The 19075-nt window shown below is 42.1% G+C and carries 16 protein-coding genes and 1 riboswitch; of the genes, 7 read left to right on the top strand and 9 right to left on the bottom strand.

Annotated features, from left to right (window positions below):
* Positions 1-129: 129 nt before the first annotated feature.
* Positions 130-1020, bottom strand: a complete 891-nt coding sequence (gene nhaR / locus G5S32_RS02890) for a transcriptional activator NhaR (protein WP_165312698.1) — start codon at positions 1018-1020, stop codon at positions 130-132.
* A 397-nt stretch (positions 1021-1417) separates the two neighbouring features.
* Between nhaR and G5S32_RS02885 the strand changes: the two genes are divergently transcribed.
* Positions 1418-2563 carry a Na/Pi symporter gene (locus G5S32_RS02885; RefSeq protein WP_165310402.1) on the top strand — a complete coding sequence of 382 codons (1146 nt, stop codon included), beginning with the start codon at positions 1418-1420 and terminating at the stop codon, positions 2561-2563.
* A 178-nt stretch (positions 2564-2741) separates the two neighbouring features.
* A riboswitch (purine riboswitch) is annotated at positions 2742-2841 on the top strand.
* A gap of 95 nt (positions 2842-2936) precedes the next feature.
* Positions 2937-3944 (top strand): adenosine deaminase, encoded by a 1008-nt coding sequence (locus G5S32_RS02880; protein WP_165310401.1) that lies wholly within the window; start codon positions 2937-2939, stop codon positions 3942-3944.
* Between the two features lie 88 nt (positions 3945-4032).
* On the opposite strand, the gene G5S32_RS02875 is transcribed toward G5S32_RS02880, so the two are convergent.
* Positions 4033-5127, bottom strand: coding sequence for a GNAT family N-acetyltransferase/peptidase C39 family protein (locus G5S32_RS02875; protein ID WP_165310400.1), 1095 nt, complete (start codon positions 5125-5127; stop codon positions 4033-4035).
* A 474-nt stretch (positions 5128-5601) separates the two neighbouring features.
* Here G5S32_RS02875 and G5S32_RS02870 point away from each other — a divergent pair, with 474 nt between their 5' ends.
* From G5S32_RS02870 to G5S32_RS02855, 4 genes are all read left to right on the top strand, one after another.
* Entirely contained in the window at positions 5602-7053 is a 1452-nt protein-coding gene (locus tag G5S32_RS02870) for a RimK family protein (RefSeq protein ID WP_165310399.1), read from the top strand.
* 146 nt (positions 7054-7199) lie between these two features.
* Complete coding sequence (locus G5S32_RS02865) at positions 7200-8138, top strand: zinc transporter ZntB (protein ID WP_165310398.1); 939 nt, start codon at positions 7200-7202, stop codon at positions 8136-8138.
* Between the two features lie 179 nt (positions 8139-8317).
* Positions 8318-8869 (top strand): gamma-glutamylcyclotransferase family protein, encoded by a 552-nt coding sequence (locus G5S32_RS02860; protein ID WP_165310397.1) that lies wholly within the window; start codon positions 8318-8320, stop codon positions 8867-8869.
* A gap of 182 nt (positions 8870-9051) precedes the next feature.
* Entirely contained in the window at positions 9052-10059 is a 1008-nt protein-coding gene (locus tag G5S32_RS02855) for a substrate-binding domain-containing protein (RefSeq protein ID WP_165310396.1), read from the top strand.
* A 221-nt stretch (positions 10060-10280) separates the two neighbouring features.
* On the opposite strand, the gene galM is transcribed toward G5S32_RS02855, so the two are convergent.
* Genes galM through galE form a run of 4 tightly spaced genes read right to left on the bottom strand, consistent with a single transcriptional unit; the run spans position 10281 to position 14626 of the window.
* The gene (gene galM / locus G5S32_RS02850; protein ID WP_165310395.1) at positions 10281-11363 is read right to left on the bottom strand and encodes a galactose-1-epimerase; all 1083 of its coding nucleotides are present in this window, start codon (positions 11361-11363) and stop codon (positions 10281-10283) included.
* Positions 11364-11374: 11 nt separating this feature from the next.
* Complete coding sequence (galK, locus tag G5S32_RS02845; RefSeq protein WP_425509202.1) at positions 11375-12526, bottom strand: galactokinase; 1152 nt, start codon at positions 12524-12526, stop codon at positions 11375-11377.
* Between the two features lie 13 nt (positions 12527-12539).
* Positions 12540-13592, bottom strand: coding sequence for a UDP-glucose--hexose-1-phosphate uridylyltransferase (locus tag G5S32_RS02840; RefSeq protein WP_165310394.1), 1053 nt, complete (start codon positions 13590-13592; stop codon positions 12540-12542).
* 23 nt (positions 13593-13615) lie between these two features.
* On the bottom strand, positions 13616-14626 hold the full coding sequence (galE, locus tag G5S32_RS02835) for a UDP-glucose 4-epimerase GalE (RefSeq protein WP_165310393.1): 1011 nt from the start codon (positions 14624-14626) through the stop codon (positions 13616-13618).
* A gap of 337 nt (positions 14627-14963) precedes the next feature.
* On the opposite strand from galE, the gene G5S32_RS02830 reads away from it, so the two are divergent.
* Positions 14964-16118 (top strand): HD-GYP domain-containing protein, encoded by a 1155-nt coding sequence (locus G5S32_RS02830; RefSeq protein WP_165310392.1) that lies wholly within the window; start codon positions 14964-14966, stop codon positions 16116-16118.
* Here G5S32_RS02830 and G5S32_RS02825 read toward each other — a convergent pair.
* From G5S32_RS02825 to G5S32_RS02815, 3 genes are read right to left on the bottom strand one after another with little or no spacing between them, the layout of a single operon-like run.
* Positions 16112-17134, bottom strand: a complete 1023-nt coding sequence (locus G5S32_RS02825) for a tetratricopeptide repeat protein (protein WP_165310391.1) — start codon at positions 17132-17134, stop codon at positions 16112-16114. The genes G5S32_RS02830 and G5S32_RS02825 overlap by 7 nt on opposite strands.
* Before the next feature lie 16 nt (positions 17135-17150).
* Positions 17151-18098: a type II secretion system F family protein gene (locus G5S32_RS02820; protein ID WP_165310390.1), complete on the bottom strand. Its 948-nt coding sequence runs from the start codon at positions 18096-18098 to the stop codon at positions 17151-17153.
* A 2-nt stretch (positions 18099-18100) separates the two neighbouring features.
* Positions 18101-19069: a type II secretion system F family protein gene (locus G5S32_RS02815; RefSeq protein ID WP_165310389.1), complete on the bottom strand. Its 969-nt coding sequence runs from the start codon at positions 19067-19069 to the stop codon at positions 18101-18103.
* Between the last annotated feature and the right edge of the window lie 6 nt (positions 19070-19075).

The raw sequence follows: 19075 nt of genomic DNA, 5'->3' as shown, positions 1-19075 counted from the left end.
CGCGTCTGAATTCTTATCGATTCATAACTGGCATCTTTATTACTGCTCGAATTAATTAGCTCTGTGTAATAATTGTTCTTTTTATCAAATTGTGTGAAGTTAATCCAACTGTAAATAATGACTTAGGTCTCATTCAAACAATTTAGTAAAATCTGCGTCACAAATATTTTTTACTGCTGGATGCTGAATCATTCGTTCAGCAAAGATAACGTAATACTCTTCTTTTACTTCTTCGATAGGTGCAATAAGCTGCAACGAAGAGTCATCAGCCACTTCCGTGACATATAGCAACGGCGCAAGGAAAATTGCTTCAGGGTGGTAACGAGCAAAAGCTTTCATTAGTGCCGAGTCATCAAACTCACCCAAAATGTTTGGCTGTATGCCCTGATGATCGAACCACTGACGCACTTTTCTTCCCATTGATGTTCGGCTTCCCGGCATCAGCAACTTACGTTCTTCTAAAACTGCAGGAAATGCCACTTTACCAAGATGATTACGGGCAAAGAAACCCATATGGCTTTCGCCTAACTTTTTGCTATACAAACCAGGGCTTTGGCTGGAATCTACAGGGCAGTCAGAAAGAATCATGTCCAATTTGTGTTGCGATAACTGCTCTAACAAAAGCTCGTGAGTGGATTCAAAGCAACGCAGGTGAATGCTGTTATCTTCTGGAATGGTAGTCATCAAGATTTTGCTAACCAATCTTTTGGACAGCGCATCCGCAACACCTACGTCAAACAGCACATTCGAGCGTTGACTGTAGTTAACGATATCCAACATTTCGTAACTCAAGCCAAACATACGATCAGCATACTTAAAGACTAATTGCCCCAATTCGGTAGGTTCAATCGTTCTACCGTTTCGTTTGGTCAGCTTGCCATCCATACGTTCTTCAAAAGCTTTAATCTGCCCCGTTACCGTCTGTGGTGTTAGGAATAAAGCATCTGCAGCTTTGGTAACAGACCCTTGTTTACATACCATCCAAAAATAATAGAGATGGTTATAGTTAAGATGTGACATAGTGCCAGTGAACTCAGTAACCAAATAATCAATAAGGTTATACCAAGTGCCTGCCATCAATCAATAAACTCGAAAAAACCGAATAATTTTCATTTTTTTTAAAATTTTTACGATAACACTCTTTTTATTTATGACACTAACGTCATATTTGACTAGTGAACTTTAAGCAAAAATGTTTCACAAACATTACCTCCCCTCTCACGAAAACAAATAATTCATTTTAAAAATCAAATATATACAAACACAAAATAAGACATTACATCTCATAATTGAACCTAATTAACAAAAATATAGATTCATTACAGAACTGTCATATTACTGAAATATTCGATCTCTACTATCGCCGACAGATTCAACAACAGACCCAAAGTAGTTAATAAGGTCAATGGAGAAAACAATGATCACCCAAGCAGCTTCTACAATGGAGCCGATATCGTCAAAGACTCGCGCGCTTCGCTGGACAAACTTGGCTTTCATGATTTATTTGCTATTACTTGCCGTAACAATGGTAGGCGATGGCTTCAAATGGGCAGCAGCAGAACAAGCAAAAGTTCTTTTTGAGTTCGCTTCACACCCTATCGCAGGCTTGATGATTGGTTTGATCGCAACGGCCCTGATCCAATCTTCGAGTACAGTTACCTCTATCATCGTAGGTTTAGTTGCTGGTGGTTTACCTATCGAAACTGCCATTCCTATGGTAATGGGCGCAAACATTGGTACCACAGTCACTAATACTATTGTTAGCCTTGGTCATATCCGTAATAAAGAAGAATTCAAGCGTGCGTTCGCAAGTGCCACCATTCATGACTTTTTCAATTTACTTGCGGTGTGTATCTTTCTTCCTTTAGAGATTATGTTCGGTCTACTAGAGAAAATTTCTCACTGGTTAGTATCACCATTCCTTGCTGGCGGTGATATGAGTATGAAGGGTTTAAACTTTGTCAAACCAATCACTAGCCCTGTAGTTGGTGCAGTGAAACACCAACTTGCTGTTTTGGGTGATATGTTTGGTGGCATTGCTCTGGTAGTGCTAGGTATAGCGACAATCTTCGTAGCGATTACTGTGATTGGCAAATTGATGAAGAGCCTAATGGTGGGACGAGCTCGTGACATTCTTAAACACGCAATTGGTCGTGGACCACTACATGGTATTGCGTCAGGTACAATTGTGACAGTATTGGTTCAGTCTTCATCGACAACAACCAGCTTGATGGTTCCACTTGTCGGTGCTGACGTATTGAAGGTACGAGATGTTTATCCATTTACGCTTGGCGCTAACATCGGTACTTGTATTACAGCGCTATTGGCAGCAACTGCGGTTTCAGGTGAGTTTGCGGTATTCGCACTACAGATTGCACTAGTACACCTATCATTCAACGTATTAGCGACCATCTTAATTTATGGTGTTCCATTCTTACGTGAAATACCGCTAAAAGGTGCTGATTACATTTCAGACATGGCGGTGAAAAGCAAAGCTGTGGTTGCTGGATACTTACTCTCAGTATTCATAGTGATCCCAAGCGTGATTCTTGCTCTGTCTTAATAAGAATGACCTTAGAAAGCTCTCCTTGATGGGGAGCTTTGTTGTATCTGAAGTTCGACCATCATCTCTGTTTATTGTTAAAAGTGGCAATTACCAATAATTACGTTATCATTTGTTTAAAGTTTGTTATTTTCATTTTTAACGATAGTGATTGCTGTCAATGAGCAAGGCTAACTAAAAAATGTAGTATAAGTTGCTTCGTATAACCCCACTGATACGGTGTGGGGGTCTCTACCAGAATCCGTAAAATTCTGATTACGAAGAGTTAAGCGAATAGGTTGTCGCTTTCTCTTTGTATGGGCTCCATTTACCTTTCCGGTAAAACACCACTCAAAATGAAAAGCGATTAATCACATGAGGATTAAGAGCATATATGAAACCATTTATCCAAAAACTTCCAAAAGTCGAGCTGCATTTGCACATTGAAGGTTCTCTTGAGCCTGAGTTGATGTTTGAACTGGCAAAACGTAACAACATAGATATTCCTTTCTCTTCGCCAGAAGAAGTTCGTGCCGCTTATCAGTTTTCCAACCTACAGTCATTTCTCGATATCTATTATCAGGGTGCTAACGTCCTCATTCACGAGCAAGATTTCTTTGACCTAACTTGGGCATATATGCTTCGTTGCAAGCAAGATAACGTTATCCATACTGAGATTTTCTTTGATCCACAAACCCATACCGGTCGTGGTATTGCGTTTGAAACAGTGATTAACGGTATTAGCAAATCTTTGGAAAAAGCGCAGCAAGAACTGGGGATTTCTAGTCAAATCATTATGTGTTTCTTACGTCATCTTAGCGAACCAGCAGCGATGGAAACCTTGCTTCAAGCATTACCATTTAAAGATAAAATCGTTGGTGTCGGGTTAGATTCATCAGAGCAAGGTCATCCACCAGAGAAATTTATGAATGTTTTCCGTGAAGCGAGAAACGCGGGGTTCATTACTGTCGCACACGCTGGTGAAGAAGGTCCGGCGCTCAATATTCGTAATGCTATCGACCTTTTGGGTGTACAACGTATCGACCACGGTGTGCGTTGTGTTGAAGATGTCGCATTAGTGGAAGAGCTTAAACAAACTCGTATGCCATTGACAGTATGCCCTCTTTCTAACTTGAAACTGAAAGTTTTTCAGCAAATGGAGCAACACAATATCGTGCAACTGCTACGTCAGGGGCTTTGTGTGACCATCAACTCTGACGACCCAGCTTATTTTGGTGGGTATATGACTGATAACTTCAACGCGGTTGCGGATGCTCACCCGATGTCTTACCAAGAGTTAGCGCAATTCACCTTGAATGCGATTGAAGCAAGTTTCATTTCTGATCAGGAAAAAGCGCGTATGACTGAACAAACGAACGAATACTTGGCTCAATACGTTTAGTTACATACATTTACTTACATACGTATAGTTACGAAGGCAATTTGCCTCTCTGATTCCAAAAGAATCGTGAGAGGCAAAAACTAATGAATTAAGACACTTTAGGGGTAATCACCACACAAGCGGTGTGTTTCTGTTTACCAAAACCTAAGATCTGGCAGAGAGCCTTTTTACCTAATGGCACAAACGCTGACGCAATTGCGTGTTCTTCGCCTTCAGCATGTGGGTCATGGAAGAAGAAAAACTTCTCACTCATACCGCTCAATACAATCCAATGTGGTTCTTTCTTGCCATCAAAGCGATAAGTACTGATAAGAAGCAGTACACATGCGCCTTGTCTTACCCACTCTTCCAACTGTTCTTGGCTTGGTGGAGCATCAATAGTCGTCACATCTTGTGTTTCCAGTTGCTGACAGAAATCCTGATGAACCAACTCAATCACAGCTTTCTTATTGGCATCACGAACACTATCAATGAACGGGGTGCTCTTAGACTGGCTCCATAGTTCAACATGGAAACCTCGACGAGTCGCAGCAAGTGCTAACCCATGCCCGCTACAACCACCATGTCCAGCAGCCATGAAAATGGTCGTCGCTTCACGCCACAGTTGCATCTCCTGAATTCGAGAAGGTTCAAAGGTTTTATCAAGGTAGGAAAAGCTCATTAATAAGCAAGCAGCACCGCAAGTAAAAGGCGTTGTTTGAACATACAACGGCATAGGTAACTGCACTTTTGGACCATGAGGCATAAGGCGCTTTTGTAGACGACGACCATTACATAAATCATCGTAATAATGGATCAATAATTTCAGGGTTTTATAACCCATTTTTTCATATAAATTTATTGCTGCCGTATTGTCTTCACGGACTTCTAGCCTTAATGTAGTGGAGCCTTGATCAAGAGCTGCACGCTCACATTGCTCAACCAAATTTTGAGCAATTCTCCGTCCTCTGAAATCGGGTTTAACGGCAATTGAATACAATCTTGATAGCTGTGTACCTTGATGAAATAGTAGCAATGCATAACCAGCCAGTTCCTCACCCGAATCTGCCACAAAAATGACAGCTTGGTTGGAGTGTAAAAAACGCTTCATTTGACGTGGAGAGATCTTATCTCCGTCAAATAGCTGTTGTTCTAACGCATTAAGCGCAGAGAGATCAGTACTTTTCGCAAGACGAAAGTCCATACGATGTCCTTAAGGTGTAGGGGCTGTTGGCCATTCAAGATTGTTTTTGCAGTATTTTGTACGTTCTTTATACAAGGCAGCGCTTATGCAATGTAGTCATCTACATAAATAAGCGATAACGCAGTAGAAAGGGCTTACAAAAACTGCCCAAAGGGTTCGGTTAAAAACGCTTTACTCTTCGTTGTAAGTTAGTCTCTTAGAATGACTAAGCTTCCTAACTTACGCCTCGATTAAAACGTTTTTAACTCGAACAAAATGCAATATTGAAAGGCCAGCAGCCCCTAATAGATTGCAACTCAATAATACACCCAAAGCAACTAAGCATGCAGCTAGGTAATGAACAATAACCTTCAATCGATTGTCTACACTTAATCGTATTGAACCGTTGGGAGTGATGAGCAGTAAAGCTGTTTACTGTGAAGCGGGAATCTAACTTTAGCTTATATAGACTCTAGCAATAGGAATCAAAATAATATGGCAAATCTTTTAATCGTGACTGACCAAGCAAGTGACTGGCAACAATACTTCCCTTCAGAACAAGTTGTCAGCGTCGCCCAATACCTTGATGCAGACTGGAAAAACAACTTCCGCAGCGTTCAAGTGGTCAATTTGTGTCGTGATTATGATTACATGAGCAACGGCTATTACTGTTCTTTAATGGCAGAAGCTCGTGGGCATCGCGTTATTCCGCGCGTAATGGCAATTAACGATATCAACCAGCCATTTCTGCTTTCTTCTGGCTTATTGAAACTCAATAAACTGTGCAAAAATACCGATTCTATTCAATGTAAAATCTACTTCGGTCGTACACCAGAGCCGGGGCTAGATAAGCTTGCTCGTCGCCTGTTCGAACAATTTATGGTGCCTGTAATTGAGCTGAAAATGCACAAGTACCAAGGACAATGGCAAATTAGCCGTATTGCACCATTCCCATTCCAAGACTTAGCAGATCAAGAACAAGACTTCTTCATTGAGTCTCTGGAAATGTTCTCAACTAAGGTTTGGCGTAAACCTAAGCAAGAGAAGAAATACCGCTACGATGTGGCGATGTTGGTGGATGCTGAAGAAAAAATGCCACCTTCAGATGCATCTGCCCTCAAACGTTTTGCAAGAGCAGCAAACCGTCTAGGGATGAACTTAGAAACGATTTCACCGGATGACTTATCACGCTTAGGCGAATTTGATGGCTTGTTCATTCGCGCAACCACCAACATCAGCAACTACACCTATCGTTTTGCAAAAACCGCAGAAAAGATGGGCTTGGTAGTCATGGACGATTCTGAGTCCATAATGAAATGTACCAATAAGGTCTTTTTAACAGAACTTCTACAACGCAACAACGTTCCAGCACCGAAAGGGGTGATTGTGAAAAGCTTCGATGTAGACTGGAAAGAAAATCTGCTTTCTCAACTTGAACTGCCAATGGTACTGAAGATTCCAGATGGTGCATTCTCTCGTGGCGTTGTGAAAGTTCGCACTGAAGAAGAGTTACAAAAAGAAGCTTCAGCACTGTTTGAAAAGAGCGCGCTTATTTTGGCTCAAGCCTTTATGCCGACTGATTTTGACTGGCGTATTGGTGTGATGAACCGCCAACCTATCTTCGCTTGTAAATACATGATGAGTCGCGGTCACTGGCAGATTTATCAACACCACAATAGCGGACGAGTATCTTCTGGTGGTTTTGAAACTCTAGACTTAAAACAAGTACCGAAAAATGTCGTGGATGTAGCGGTTAAAGCAGCCAACCTTATCGGTAGCGGCTTGTACGGTGTTGACTTAAAAGAGATTGACGGTCAAGTTTATGTTATTGAAGTTAACGACAACCCAAGTATTGACCATCACGTAGAGGATGCTTTCTTGGGAGACTTGCTATACGACCGAGTCATGACAGAGTTCCTGCGCCGAATCCAAATGCGCGGCTTCTAACCAAACTCGTCAATAGCCCAAGGTCATCTTGGGCTATTTTGTATAAGAAACATAAGCTTTAACAGAGCAGACTTTCGATTTAGTTTCGGAAGATAACTTTCAAAAAAGCACAATTTATAAAAGTTAAGTACTTCAAAAGGAACAACATGGATTTTTTAATCGATCACTGGCAGTTTTCAGGACAGCAAGCAACTCAACCAACGGATAAGCCAAGCTCACTCGAAGCTCATCATTGGTATCATTGCCAACGAGATGTGCCGGGCGTTCGTGAATGGCTTATCGAAAATACTATTCCCGCATCGATTGTCGATAGCTTGTTGGCAGAAGATACACGCCCTTTATTTGAGCAATATGACGAACAGAATTTCTTGCTGATTCTCAGAGGCGTCAACCTTAATGAAAATGCTGATCCTGCAGATATGCTCAGTGTTCGCATTTTGTATTATCAAGGCGTGTTGATCTCTACTCGCAAGATCCCATCCAAAACAATCAATGCTATCCGTGAATCTTTGCGTGACGGTCAAGGTCCAAAAACCATTGCAGATCTCATACTTAATATCATCGATGGGCTAAACAAAAATATCGATAATTACCTCAATTCCGTTGAAGACAAAATAGAAGCCTTTGACAACGAGTTAGAACTGAGTGATGAATTGATGGACACCCATAAAGCATTGCTCAAAATCAAACGTTTCATCAAACCTCAGCAATACGCGATTGATGACTATTTGTCTTCGGATGTTCCGCTAGCAAACTTCAAGAATATGCGCTTACGCCACAGTGTGAACACCATTACTCGTATTAATGAAACTCTCGACTTCTTCCTCAGTGAGTTAGAAATCATCAAAGGTGAACTACGCCAATACCACGCTGAAAAGATGAACCAGAACACCTATCTGTTCTCTGTAATCGCAGCCATATTTTTACCGACTAGCTTCTTAACCGGTCTATTAGGTGTTAACGTAGGCGGTATTCCGGGAACCGAATCCCCTATTGCCTTTGCAATGTTCTGCGTAGGCTTAGTGGGGATATTCGCCGTAGAATTTTGGATACTAAAACGTTTGCAATTTTTCTCGAAAAACTAATACGGATTAATCAAAGAAAGCAGTTAACACCGCTACAGATTCGAATAGCCATTGATACTCTAACTATTTGGATTTGTAGCAAGGCGACAAATGAGTGAAGCCCTATGAGCATAGGACACTATGTGATTAGGGTGAACGAATGCAGTCAACGCAGTTACAGATTCAAATAGGACGAGTACATGTATATTTTTGGCTACGGAAGCCTGATGAATTCACACTCTAGACAACTGACAGGGCAAACAGGAAAAGCCATTCCGGTGATTGCGCACGGTTTGGTTCGTTCGTGGGGCAAAATTGACGATAGCTACACCATCTCGCCTCTTGTTGTGAATTCAGGAGAAGGTCAAGTCAACGGCGTGCTATTAGAAATTGATGATTCCGCTCTGGTTGAATTTGATCGCCGTGAGAGTGGCTATCAACGTGTTTCTCTTCAGCCCAATCAGATTGAAACAGAACATGAGTTCGACCCAAGCAAGCCTATCTGGGTCTATGTCACCGAGCAACATCTTCAGCCATGTGAAAAAAGTCCTATAGTCCAAAGCTATGTCGATACCGTTATTTGTGGCTGTTTAGAAGTCTCTGAAGCTTTTGCTAAACACTTTGTTGAACATACTTTAGGTTGGCATTATCCACTGATTAATGACCGCCATAATCCGATCTATGTGAGACTTGCCGGCGTTTGCCAATCTAAACATGCTTTGATCGATAATCTGGTTGCCAGCGTTCGTTAAATACCTTTTCTCCTTCTATTTTCGGATAGGAGGAGAGAACGTTTACTAAAAACGTTTACACCTACAATCATCCCTTCTTAAATCTAAGCTTAGCTTCTCAAATCTGTACATTATTTAACTGAATAATTGCCATATTTTCACTCACATTGTTAAATAAAGACTCTTATGTAGCGAGGTCTCTCATGGCAACCATAAAAGACGTAGCACGTGAAGCTGGCGTTTCAGTGGCAACGGTTTCACGCGTGATAAATAAATCTCCTAAAGCAAGTAAAGCTTCGATCGATTCAGTAACGAAAGCGATGAAAGACCTTGGCTACCGACCGAATGCTGCAGCTAGAGCTTTGGTAAACCAAAGTACCAATACTATTGGCGTATTAGTCGGTGATGTATCAGATCCTTTCTTTGGTACATTAGTAAAAGCTGTCGATAATATCGCTCATCAAGCAGGTAAACACTTACTGATCGGTAATGGATACCATCAGGCAGAGGAAGAGCGCAGAGCCATTGATTTACTTATCAACAGCCGCTGTGACGCTCTGGTCATTCACTCAAAAGCACTCTCAGATGAAGAGCTTATCTCTTATGCTCATGAGATAAAAACCATGGTGTTAATTAACCGCCATATACCTGAGCTTGCAGACCGCTGTATTTCTCTGGATAACTATAAAGGCGCTTATCTGGCCACCGAATTTCTGATCCGCCATGGGCATCAAAAAATCGCATATATCAGCTCCTCCCACCACATTGAAGATGCAGATCAACGTATCGAAGGCTATAAAGATGCTTTGGCGGCGCACAATATTTCACTGCCAGCAAGCTACTTAGAGCTTGCCTCTCCAGACAGTGAAGGAGGTGAAGAAGCTATGACTAACTTGTTGACCAAATCGTTGGAGATTACAGGAGTGGTTGCCTATAACGACAACATGGCAGCGGGTGCGCTTTCTGTATTGGAAGAAAATGGCGTGAAAACGCCGCAAGACGTCTCTGTTATTGGCTTTGATGATGGCTTGATTGCACGATATGTACGCCCTCGCCTCACGACGATTCGCTACCCAATTCAAATGATGGCTGAAAAAGCGGCAAAACTTGCGTTGCAACTGGCAAAAGATGAACCGTTGGAACAAGAGCCAATGTGTTTCTCGCCAACACTGGTACGCCGTGACTCCGTAGATAAAGCACCTACGCATTAATTTAAAGTTGCAGCTAGGCGGCAAGTAAGTGAATCGCCATGAGCATAGGTAAACTATGTGATTGGGGTGAGTGAACGCAGCTAACAACGGTGCGGCTTACAATAGGCAGAGTATAAATAAAAAAAGCCCCCACTCCTTCATAAGTGAGGGCAAACTCGCTTTCTCCTAAGAACTGTAAACCTTATCCCCCCAGCCCTTAAGTTCACTATGCACCCTACGGGTTAGCTCGCCAAAACGTTGAACTTATACACAGTGGTAAAAGCGTATTCTTCGCCGGGAAGAGTCATGCAACTCTCCTGCGGCCAATCTGCATGATTCGGTGAATCAGGCAAAAACTGAGTTTCCAGAGCAAGACCTTGATACTGTTTGTATGTAGAGCCTTTTCTGTTAGGTGTACCTTCTAGGAAGTTACCACCATAAAACTGAATCGCGGGTTTATCGGTAAAAACTTGCATAGAAAGGGAAGCATCAGGTGCTTCAACCGCAGCAACGCTTTGACCTGTTTTTCTGCTGTTATCGAGCAAATAGCGGTCATCAAGTAAAAAGCTATGATCATAACCTTTACAATTTTTCTGCTGTTCATCAGCCAACAACTCTTCTCTAACTGTCTTAGCTGTACGGAAATCAAAACTGGTGTTTTCAACACTCGCCAGCTCTCCCAAAGGGATACCTTCAGATGTGGTTGGCAGATAGTAGTCAGCATTAACTTGCAGTTTATGGTCGAGAATATCTGCGCCAGATTCTGCACCGAGCAAATTGAAATAGGCATGGTTAGTCATGTTCAACGGAGTCGCTTTATCTGTCGACGCTTTGTAGCTAATCACGACCTGATTATCGTCTGTTAACTCATAAGTCACCGATGCAGTCGCGTTACCCGGAAATCCTTGGTCACCATCAGCAGAAAAGATAGAGAATTCTACTTTCTGTTTGCTTTGAGCCACGATATCCCAGCGGCGATGGCTCCAGCCATCTTTACCACCATGCAAACAATGCGTACCTTGATTACCATTTAAATGGTAGGTTTCGCCTTGCCATGAGTATTGCGAATTAGCGATACGGTTTGCATAACGACCAACAGTCACACCGAGATAGCTGCCGTGTTGCTTGAAATCTTCCATAGTGCTTAAACCAAGCAAAACTTCGCGCATTTCGCCTGCAACAGGAACAACACAACTTAACCATGTTGCGCCGATATCCATAAACACCACTTGCATACCGGCAGCGTTGCTTAGCTCTACTAACTTCGCAGATTGACCATCGTAAGCCGGTGACTGTGGCATGGTTTCAAATAAAGAATTCATCATCAATAGAGCCCTTATTGAATCAAACCAGCACCAGCTTTTGCCTGACACACGTAGAAAGTTGCAGTAAGACCACTTTGTTGTGGGTAAAGGGTTTCAACCGCTTTTTCCACATCATCAACCAATGATGGCGGAACTAAAGCGACAATACAGCCACCAAAGCCGCCGCCCGTCATACGAACACCGCCCTGCTCACCAATCACATCTTTCACGATGTCTACTAAGGCATCGATTTCTTTCACTGTGATTTCAAAATCGTCACGCATAGATGCATGAGATTGCTCCATCAACTCCGCCATACGTTTCAAATCCCCTGCGCTTAACGCGTCAGCAGCTTGCAAAGTACGTTCATTTTCTGTGATTACGTGACGAGCACGTTTAGCGACAACAGGATCCAGTTGTTCCACTTTGTCGTTAAACATTTCAAGAGAAACATCACGAAGGGCTTTCACACCAAAGATTTGTGCCGCTTCTTCGCATTGTTGGCGGCGAGTGTTGTATTCACTGTCGACTAAGCCGCGTTGCTTGTTTGAGTTGATGATGACAACAGACATATCTTCTGGCATTGAAACCGCTTTGGTTTCTAGGCTGCGACAGTCGATAAGAAGCGCAGAGTTCGCTTGCCCTTCAGCAGAGATCAGTTGATCCATAATGCCGCAGTTACAACCGACAAACTGGTTTTCAGCTTGTTGACCATTTAAGGCGATTTCCGCTTGGCTAATAGGTAAGTTGTAAAGCTCTTTAAATGTTTGACCAATAACCACTTCTAGAGCCGCAGATGAACTTAAACCCGCGCCTTGAGGCACGTTACCGCTCACTGCGATATCCGCACCGTTAAAAGAGTAGCCGCGTTCCATCAAGTATTTCACTACGCCGCGAATGTAGTTCGCCCACATTTTGTTTTCAACAAACTCAATCGGCTGAGTTAAATCGAACTCGTCCGTAGCATTGCCATAATCCACAGCAACAACTTTTACCTTGGAATCAGAACGAGGAGAAGCGGCAACTACGGTTTGATAGTTAATGGCACAAGGCAAAACGAAACCATCGTTATAATCGGTATGTTCACCAATTAGGTTTACACGACCTGGCGCCTGAATTAGGTGGCTTGCCTTATAACCCAGTACTGCTTGAAATGCAGATTCAACACTTGTAATTAAGCTCATAATTTTGTTCCACTTATTGTTCTTTATAATGTACGTCTGATAACGAGCGTAGTCGCTCTGCGGCTTGTTCAGCGGTGAGATCTCGCTGTGTTTCAGCCAGCATTTCATAGCCAACCATAAACTTGCGAATACTCGCGCTACGCAGCAATGGCGGATAAAACAGTGCATGCAGTTGCCAATGCTCTATGCTCTGACCATCAATAAAAAACGGCGCATAATGCCACCCCATAGAGTATGGGAATGAACACTGGAACAGGTTGTCATAACGACTGGTTAACTTCTTAATCGCAATCGAGAGATCATCACGCATTTCATCGCTCAGCTCGCTGATGCGACGGATGTGCATTTTAGGTAACAGCATGGTTTCAAATGGCCAAGCTGCCCAGTAAGGAACCACGGCGACCCAATGTTCCGTTTCAACGACAATTCTTGAACCATCTTTCAGTTCTGCTTGCACATAATCCACCAACAGATTTGAACCATTTTCTTGATAATAAGCGCGTAAGTTATTGTCTTTACGTTCTATTTCATTAGGTAAAAAGCTATTTGCCCAAATCTGGCCGTGTGGATGCGGTTGAGAACACCCCATAGTTTCACCTTTGTTTTCAAAAGCTTGAACCCAAAGATAGTCTTTACCGAGCTCTTCAATCTGATCATTCCATGTATCAATCACGCCGCGTATCGCTTGCGGAGCCAGCTCAGGCAAAGTCTTACTGTGATCTGGTGAAAAGCAAATAACACGACTTAAACCGCGAACACCCTGCACCTTGAATAGCGGATGTGCATTTTCAGGTGCATCAGGAGAATCAGGCATTAGCGCAGCAAAATCGTTATTAAATACGTAAGTGCCTTTATAGTCTGGGTTTTTATCTCCAGAAATACGTTCGTTAGTTGGACACAAAAAGCATTTAGCGTCATAAGACGGTAGATCCGCAACCGATGGCTTCTCATCTTGCCCACTCCACGGACGTTTAGCTCGGTGAGGAGAAACCAATACCCACTGCCCTGTTAACGGGTTATAGCGACGATGTGGATGATCTACAGGGTTAAATTCAGTATTCGACATAGCAGTTCATTCTTCTCTAAAAACTAATAGCCTTGCGGGTTAGCAACCTGCCAACGCCAAGTATCTTCTGTCATTTCTTTTACGCTGCGAGTCGCTTTCCAACCAAGTTCACGCTCAGCCTTTTCAGTATTAGCCCAACATTCAGCAATATCGCCAGCACGGCGAGGACAGATCTCATAAGCAACCCCTTTACCGCATGCTTGACTAAATGCCTCAACCATGTCGAGTACACTAGAGCCTTTGCCAGTACCTAAATTGTAGATGTGCAATCCACTCTTTAGGCCAACATGTGTTAATGCCGCTAAGTGACCATCAGCTAAGTCCATCACATGAATATAGTCACGAACACCCGTACCATCAGGAGTTGGGTAGTCATTACCATACACAGAAAGCTTTTCTCTGCGCCCAACTGCAACTTGTGCAATATACGGCATCAGGTTGTTAGGGATACCTTGTGGATCTTCCCCCATCAATCCAGTCGGGTGTGCACCGACAGGGTTAAAATAGCGTAGCAAGGTAATACTCCAACTTGGATCCGAGGTAAAAAGGTCCGATAAACACTCTTCCACCATATATTTACTGCGACCATATGGGTTGGTCGTTGCGCCAGTCGGGAATGATTCAGTAATTGGTACAGATGCAGGGTCGCCATACACTGTCGCGGATGAGCTGAAAATAATATTTTTCACTCCAGCCTTGCGCATTGAGCGAGCCAGAACCAAAGAACCATTGACGTTGTTATCGTAGTATTCCAGTGGCTTAGCCACCGATTCACCCACAGCTTTTAAACCAGCAAAATGAATCACAGCTTTGATATCGTGCTCTGTAAAAATAGAGTCAAGTACAGATTCATCACGAATATCACCATGATAGAAAGCCGGTGCAACGCCTGAAATCATCTCAATTCGGTCTAATACCATTTCTTTGGCATTACACAAGTTATCGATAATGATGGGTTCTATTCCCGCCTCAATCATTTGCACACAAGTATGGCTACCTATGTATCCCATACCGCCAGTGACCAATACTTTCACTTCACTTACCTCAAACAACATCTCGTTTAATGCGCAAGAGTGTATCAGGGTATATCGACCGTATTCTGTGATCATTACGGCAATGTGAAAACGTTTACACCAATTACACTAAATTGTCATAAACAACGGGGCAGTTTAGACAGCAAATGTCTATCAGTAACTGAAGGAGTGCCTAGAAAGCCCCGAAACTACAGGTGGTAAACGATTTCACGCTAATATTTTTAAGCACTTTTATTGAACATAAATTGAACAGCAAATGACAACCTCAACTAAACTTATTAAGTAACTATGAGCGAATAAATCTAGTTGCTATTGAGAGATAAAGTTGGGGGATAAAATGGACACGCACAGCAAAAATAGCAATCACAGCTATTTCGCTTCAACAGGAACGCTGAATAATCAGCTTGCTGATATTCATCAACGCTTGCGTGTTGCCGCTCCAGAAATTGACCGTATTTCATTCGCACTTTATGACGATGAAAATGATCATCTAAAAACCTATGCTGACAGTACCTTTCATGGTTTTGAACTTATGCATTACGAGTTCCCTCTATCAGAATTGCCTACGCTAAAAATTTGCTCCGAAACTGGTGAATGTCGTTATTTAGGTGATATTCCTAATCAACTAAATGCCAAATATCCACACACCAAATGGCTAATAGAGCAAGGCTATCACTCATCTCTCGCGGTTCCTGTTTTTCAAAATAAAAGGTTTATCGGTTTTATTTTCTTAAACTCATGTAAACAACATTTGTTTAATGAATCCATTACTGAATCGCTCAAACCATTCTTAGATATCATTCGTTTTATTGTGACTTCGGAATATGACTTAGTTCATTCATTAATTGACTCAGCTAGCCTAGTTCACTCCCAATCAAGAGAGCATTGGCAAGAGTCTTCAGAGCACAAAGAGAGAATTAGTCGCTACGCGAAAGTTATCGCGCTTGAAGTTGCTCATGTTTATGAGCTGGATGACGAAATTATCGAAAATATCGCTCTGTTTTCTAAATGCCACGACATAGGCAAGTTATCTGTTCCTGCGAGTTTATTAACTAAATCCAGCTCACTAGGCAATGAAGAGCGCGATCAGTTGAAAGATCATGTGGAAAAAGGCGTTGAGATGATCAATCAAATAATTGAAGAGATAGGTTCTCCTGATCATCCTTGCGTCTCCGTGTTAAAAGAAATCGTCGCTTATCACCACGAGTTTCTCGATGGCAGCGGCTATCCTTACGGCTTAACTCAAGAAGACATTCCAATATCTGCACGCATCATTACGGTTGCGAATGTATTCGATGCATTAACCAGTCATCGGCCATATAAGCAAGCTTGGTCAGTTCCTTTCGCCTTGCTGGAATTGGAAAAGATGGTCGCTAACGGCAAACTCGACAAGCACTGTGTCAACGGGCTTAGATATCACCAAGAGTACTTGAAGAGAGTGATTGAAGCCTATCCCGAACCAGATCCTAAGGATAGGCCTGAACATCACTGAGAGGAAGTCTCTTGATCCAAAGGCGCTTTCGCGCGAACTTCTGCTAGCGCTCTCTCTAGGTTTTCATTAGCAAGTTTGTAGTAAGACGGTTTTTTATCAATAGCTTGCTGCAAATATGGTATGGCTTCTTCCGGCTTACCTTGAAGCATTAGAAAATACCCGACATTATTTAGAGCTTCTGGTGGATCCATTCTGCGCATAAACACATTAAGTGCGCGCTGAGCTTCTCCTTTAGCTAAATGAATTAACGCCAAATTATTTAGCGCTTTGTCATTATTCGGATCTTGCTCTAACGCAGCTAAAGTGAATCGCGAAGCGTCACCGTAATTACCGCTCATGTAATATGAATACCCCATGTTCATTAGCGCTTTAAATGACTTGGGATCGATTTTCAACGCTTGCGCATACAAGGCTTGAGCCGTGTCATGCTGTGCTTTTACGTCATCTAAAACACCTAGTCCTATATAAGCCAATGCTGGTGATGAATTATCACTACTCAAAGCGTCGATATCCGTCACTGACGAATCATCATTTAAACTTTTTCTAGAGCTTAGGCGTACTTGATCAGCATTAATCGCTCGAAGAAAGTAGCTCCTGCCCTCATCAACTTTCCTCTGTTTACTATAATTCGAACCCAGTTGCTCAAGAACCTTAACATTATCCGGATTATTCTCTAACGCCAGTAAGTAGGCACGCTCAGCAAGTTGAAAATTGCCTCTTGATTGATGAATTCGACCAATGGTGTAAAGCGTCTTATCGCTATATTTAGAATTAGGGAACTCCAGTGAACGAATATATTCGTATAAAGCTAAATCCGAGTTATTTTGTCTTAGCGCATAATCACCACGTTTTATGGCTTCAACTTCCGTAAGAGGCGCAGCATCAGCGTTAAACGTTTCTACTGGACGCCCGTCATAGAGTTCACTATCAAACGATTTTGCCTGATTCTCCGGCTCGCTGGCACACGCAGTTAACATAGCGATCAATAAAAGAGTGACATACTCATGTTTTCTCATCGTTAATTTTCCTCTTTTACAGTTTGCTAAAGACATCCATCAAATTAATCAAAGCGGGCCCAATTACGACAATAAAAAAGCACGGCCATATGCATACCAAGAGTGGAAATATCATCTTTGTCGGTATTTTGGCAGCAATCTCTTCTACTTCTTGAGTACGCTTATCTCGAAAATCTTCAGTGTAATCCCTTAGCGTTTGCGACAAACTGCCGCCGATACGAGCGGCATGCGAAAGCATACTGATCAAACCAGCAAGCTCATTAACTCCCGTTCTTTCGACAAATCCCTGAAAAGCTTCAGACATGTCATAACCCGCTTTAATTTTTAAGCACACAGTATCTAATTCATCGGCCAAATCAGGGTGAGACATACCGATCTCTTTCGATACGCGCATTAACGCAGCATTTAAACCAAGCCCTGATTCCGTACACACAACCAACAGATCCAGCATGTCTGGTACGCCACCTTTAATACGCGATTTTCTTTTTTTAACTAAGCGGTCTAACAAAATATTGGGAATAAATAAACCTACGCCAACACCAAACAAAATGATCATTAGTGGGTTGGTATTACTTTCAGCAAACATGTAATAAAGCAGTGCACCGAATAACCCAAACAGTGTTGATAAAGCTTTTAATACATAAAAAAAGGTCAGCGCTGTTTCATTATGAAAACCCGCATGCATAAGTTGATGACGTATGGTTTCTTTTTCTTTGGAATTACCTGAGGCAAATATTGGGGTCAATGATTCCAAAGCGTTATCAATTTTCGTCGCTCTTCTTGGATGATCGACAGAATTCTCTGCTTTATAACTTTGTAAACGAGTGCGTACCACTGACTTGCTGCCTGTTACGACCAAAAAAATCGTAATAACAATCAAGACACTCGAAAACATAACCATGATTAAAACTAGGTTTTCTTGTGTCAGTTGAAAGTTGTCAAAGTAAGCTAAAATCGAATCCATGATTAAACCTCAAAGTTAATGATCTTTCGGATCCACATAGCACCTATAAACAGACCGACACCACCTATCATTACTAACTTTGTTCCTCTTGGGTCCGTATATAAAGGATCAAGATAGCCAGGGCTAATAAAACTAAGCATCACAAAGATGGCAAACGGTGCTAGCACAAGAATCCAAGCCGATAGCTTACTTTCAGCCGACAAGGTTTTAATTTTTCGCTGCAGTTTAAAGCGGGCACGTAATACTTTCGATACTTTGTCCAAGTTTTCAGAAAGATCCCCCCCCGTCTCTTTTTGCAACAATACAGCACTTGAAAACGCAAACATTGAAACCGTTGGATTGCGCTCAACCATCTGCATCATAGCTAAACGAATATCGTAGCCATAGTTTAGTAAGTTGAAGGTATTTTTAAATTCACAACCAAGGGGATCAGGTAACTCTTTTCCTACCTCACTAAAAGCGTAAGTAATAGGATGCCCTGCAGACAACATCCGCTTCATAACATCAAGTGCATCAGGAAAAAGCTCTTCAAACTTATTTAGCCGCTTTGACATTTTGCTAGAAATAATGAAATACAAAACTAGCCACACAAAGAAGCTGAATAAAAAGGCGATATAGAACCTTGCACCCAACATAAATGAAGCGATAAATAAGACAATCTGACTCAGTGAAGTCAGCGCCACAACTTGAGTTAATGATGTACTAATCCCAGCGAGCTCTAAGCTCTTTTTCATATTAGAAAAAGCCGAAAAACTCACCAATTTTTGATCGATGGGTGACAGACTGCGAATATAGTGCTCATTTAAAAGAGAACGACTTTGCTCATCAATTAAAGACTGACTTTCTTTCAATCTTTTGCTGATCTCTTTATGTTTCGCTTTATTACCTGCAGCAGGCAGCAAAAACGCTTGCGATATCAGAAACACGGCGAAGAATAGAAATCCAAAAAAATATAGGCTGTCTTGCTGCATGACACT

It is taken from the genome of Vibrio ziniensis (assembly GCF_011064285.1).
Taxonomy (GTDB): domain Bacteria; phylum Pseudomonadota; class Gammaproteobacteria; order Enterobacterales; family Vibrionaceae; genus Vibrio; species Vibrio ziniensis.
This window is presented reverse-complemented; position numbering and strand designations above follow the sequence as displayed.

What these genes read in the sequence shown, in the direction of transcription:
- G5S32_RS02855 (WP_165310396.1), top strand. Translation starts at nt 9,052, where the DNA reads ATGGCAACCATAAAAGACGTAGCACGTGAAGCTGGCGTTTCAGTGGCA.
- galM (WP_165310395.1), bottom strand. Translation starts at nt 11,363, where the DNA reads ATGATGAATTCTTTATTTGAAACCATGCCACAGTCACCGGCTTACGAT.
- G5S32_RS02880 (WP_165310401.1), top strand. Translation starts at nt 2,937, where the DNA reads ATGAAACCATTTATCCAAAAACTTCCAAAAGTCGAGCTGCATTTGCAC.
- G5S32_RS02815 (WP_165310389.1), bottom strand. Translation starts at nt 19,069, where the DNA reads ATGCAGCAAGACAGCCTATATTTTTTTGGATTTCTATTCTTCGCCGTG.
- galK (WP_425509202.1), bottom strand. Translation starts at nt 12,526, where the DNA reads ATGAGCTTAATTACAAGTGTTGAATCTGCATTTCAAGCAGTACTGGGT.
- G5S32_RS02870 (WP_165310399.1), top strand. Translation starts at nt 5,602, where the DNA reads ATGGCAAATCTTTTAATCGTGACTGACCAAGCAAGTGACTGGCAACAA.
- G5S32_RS02820 (WP_165310390.1), bottom strand. Translation starts at nt 18,098, where the DNA reads ATGGATTCGATTTTAGCTTACTTTGACAACTTTCAACTGACACAAGAA.
- nhaR (WP_165312698.1), bottom strand. Translation starts at nt 1,020, where the DNA reads ATGTCACATCTTAACTATAACCATCTCTATTATTTTTGGATGGTATGT.
- G5S32_RS02885 (WP_165310402.1), top strand. Translation starts at nt 1,418, where the DNA reads ATGATCACCCAAGCAGCTTCTACAATGGAGCCGATATCGTCAAAGACT.
- G5S32_RS02830 (WP_165310392.1), top strand. Translation starts at nt 14,964, where the DNA reads ATGGACACGCACAGCAAAAATAGCAATCACAGCTATTTCGCTTCAACA.
- G5S32_RS02860 (WP_165310397.1), top strand. Translation starts at nt 8,318, where the DNA reads ATGTATATTTTTGGCTACGGAAGCCTGATGAATTCACACTCTAGACAA.
- G5S32_RS02825 (WP_165310391.1), bottom strand. Translation starts at nt 17,134, where the DNA reads ATGAGAAAACATGAGTATGTCACTCTTTTATTGATCGCTATGTTAACT.
- G5S32_RS02875 (WP_165310400.1), bottom strand. Translation starts at nt 5,127, where the DNA reads ATGGACTTTCGTCTTGCGAAAAGTACTGATCTCTCTGCGCTTAATGCG.
- G5S32_RS02865 (WP_165310398.1), top strand. Translation starts at nt 7,200, where the DNA reads ATGGATTTTTTAATCGATCACTGGCAGTTTTCAGGACAGCAAGCAACT.
- G5S32_RS02840 (WP_165310394.1), bottom strand. Translation starts at nt 13,592, where the DNA reads ATGTCGAATACTGAATTTAACCCTGTAGATCATCCACATCGTCGCTAT.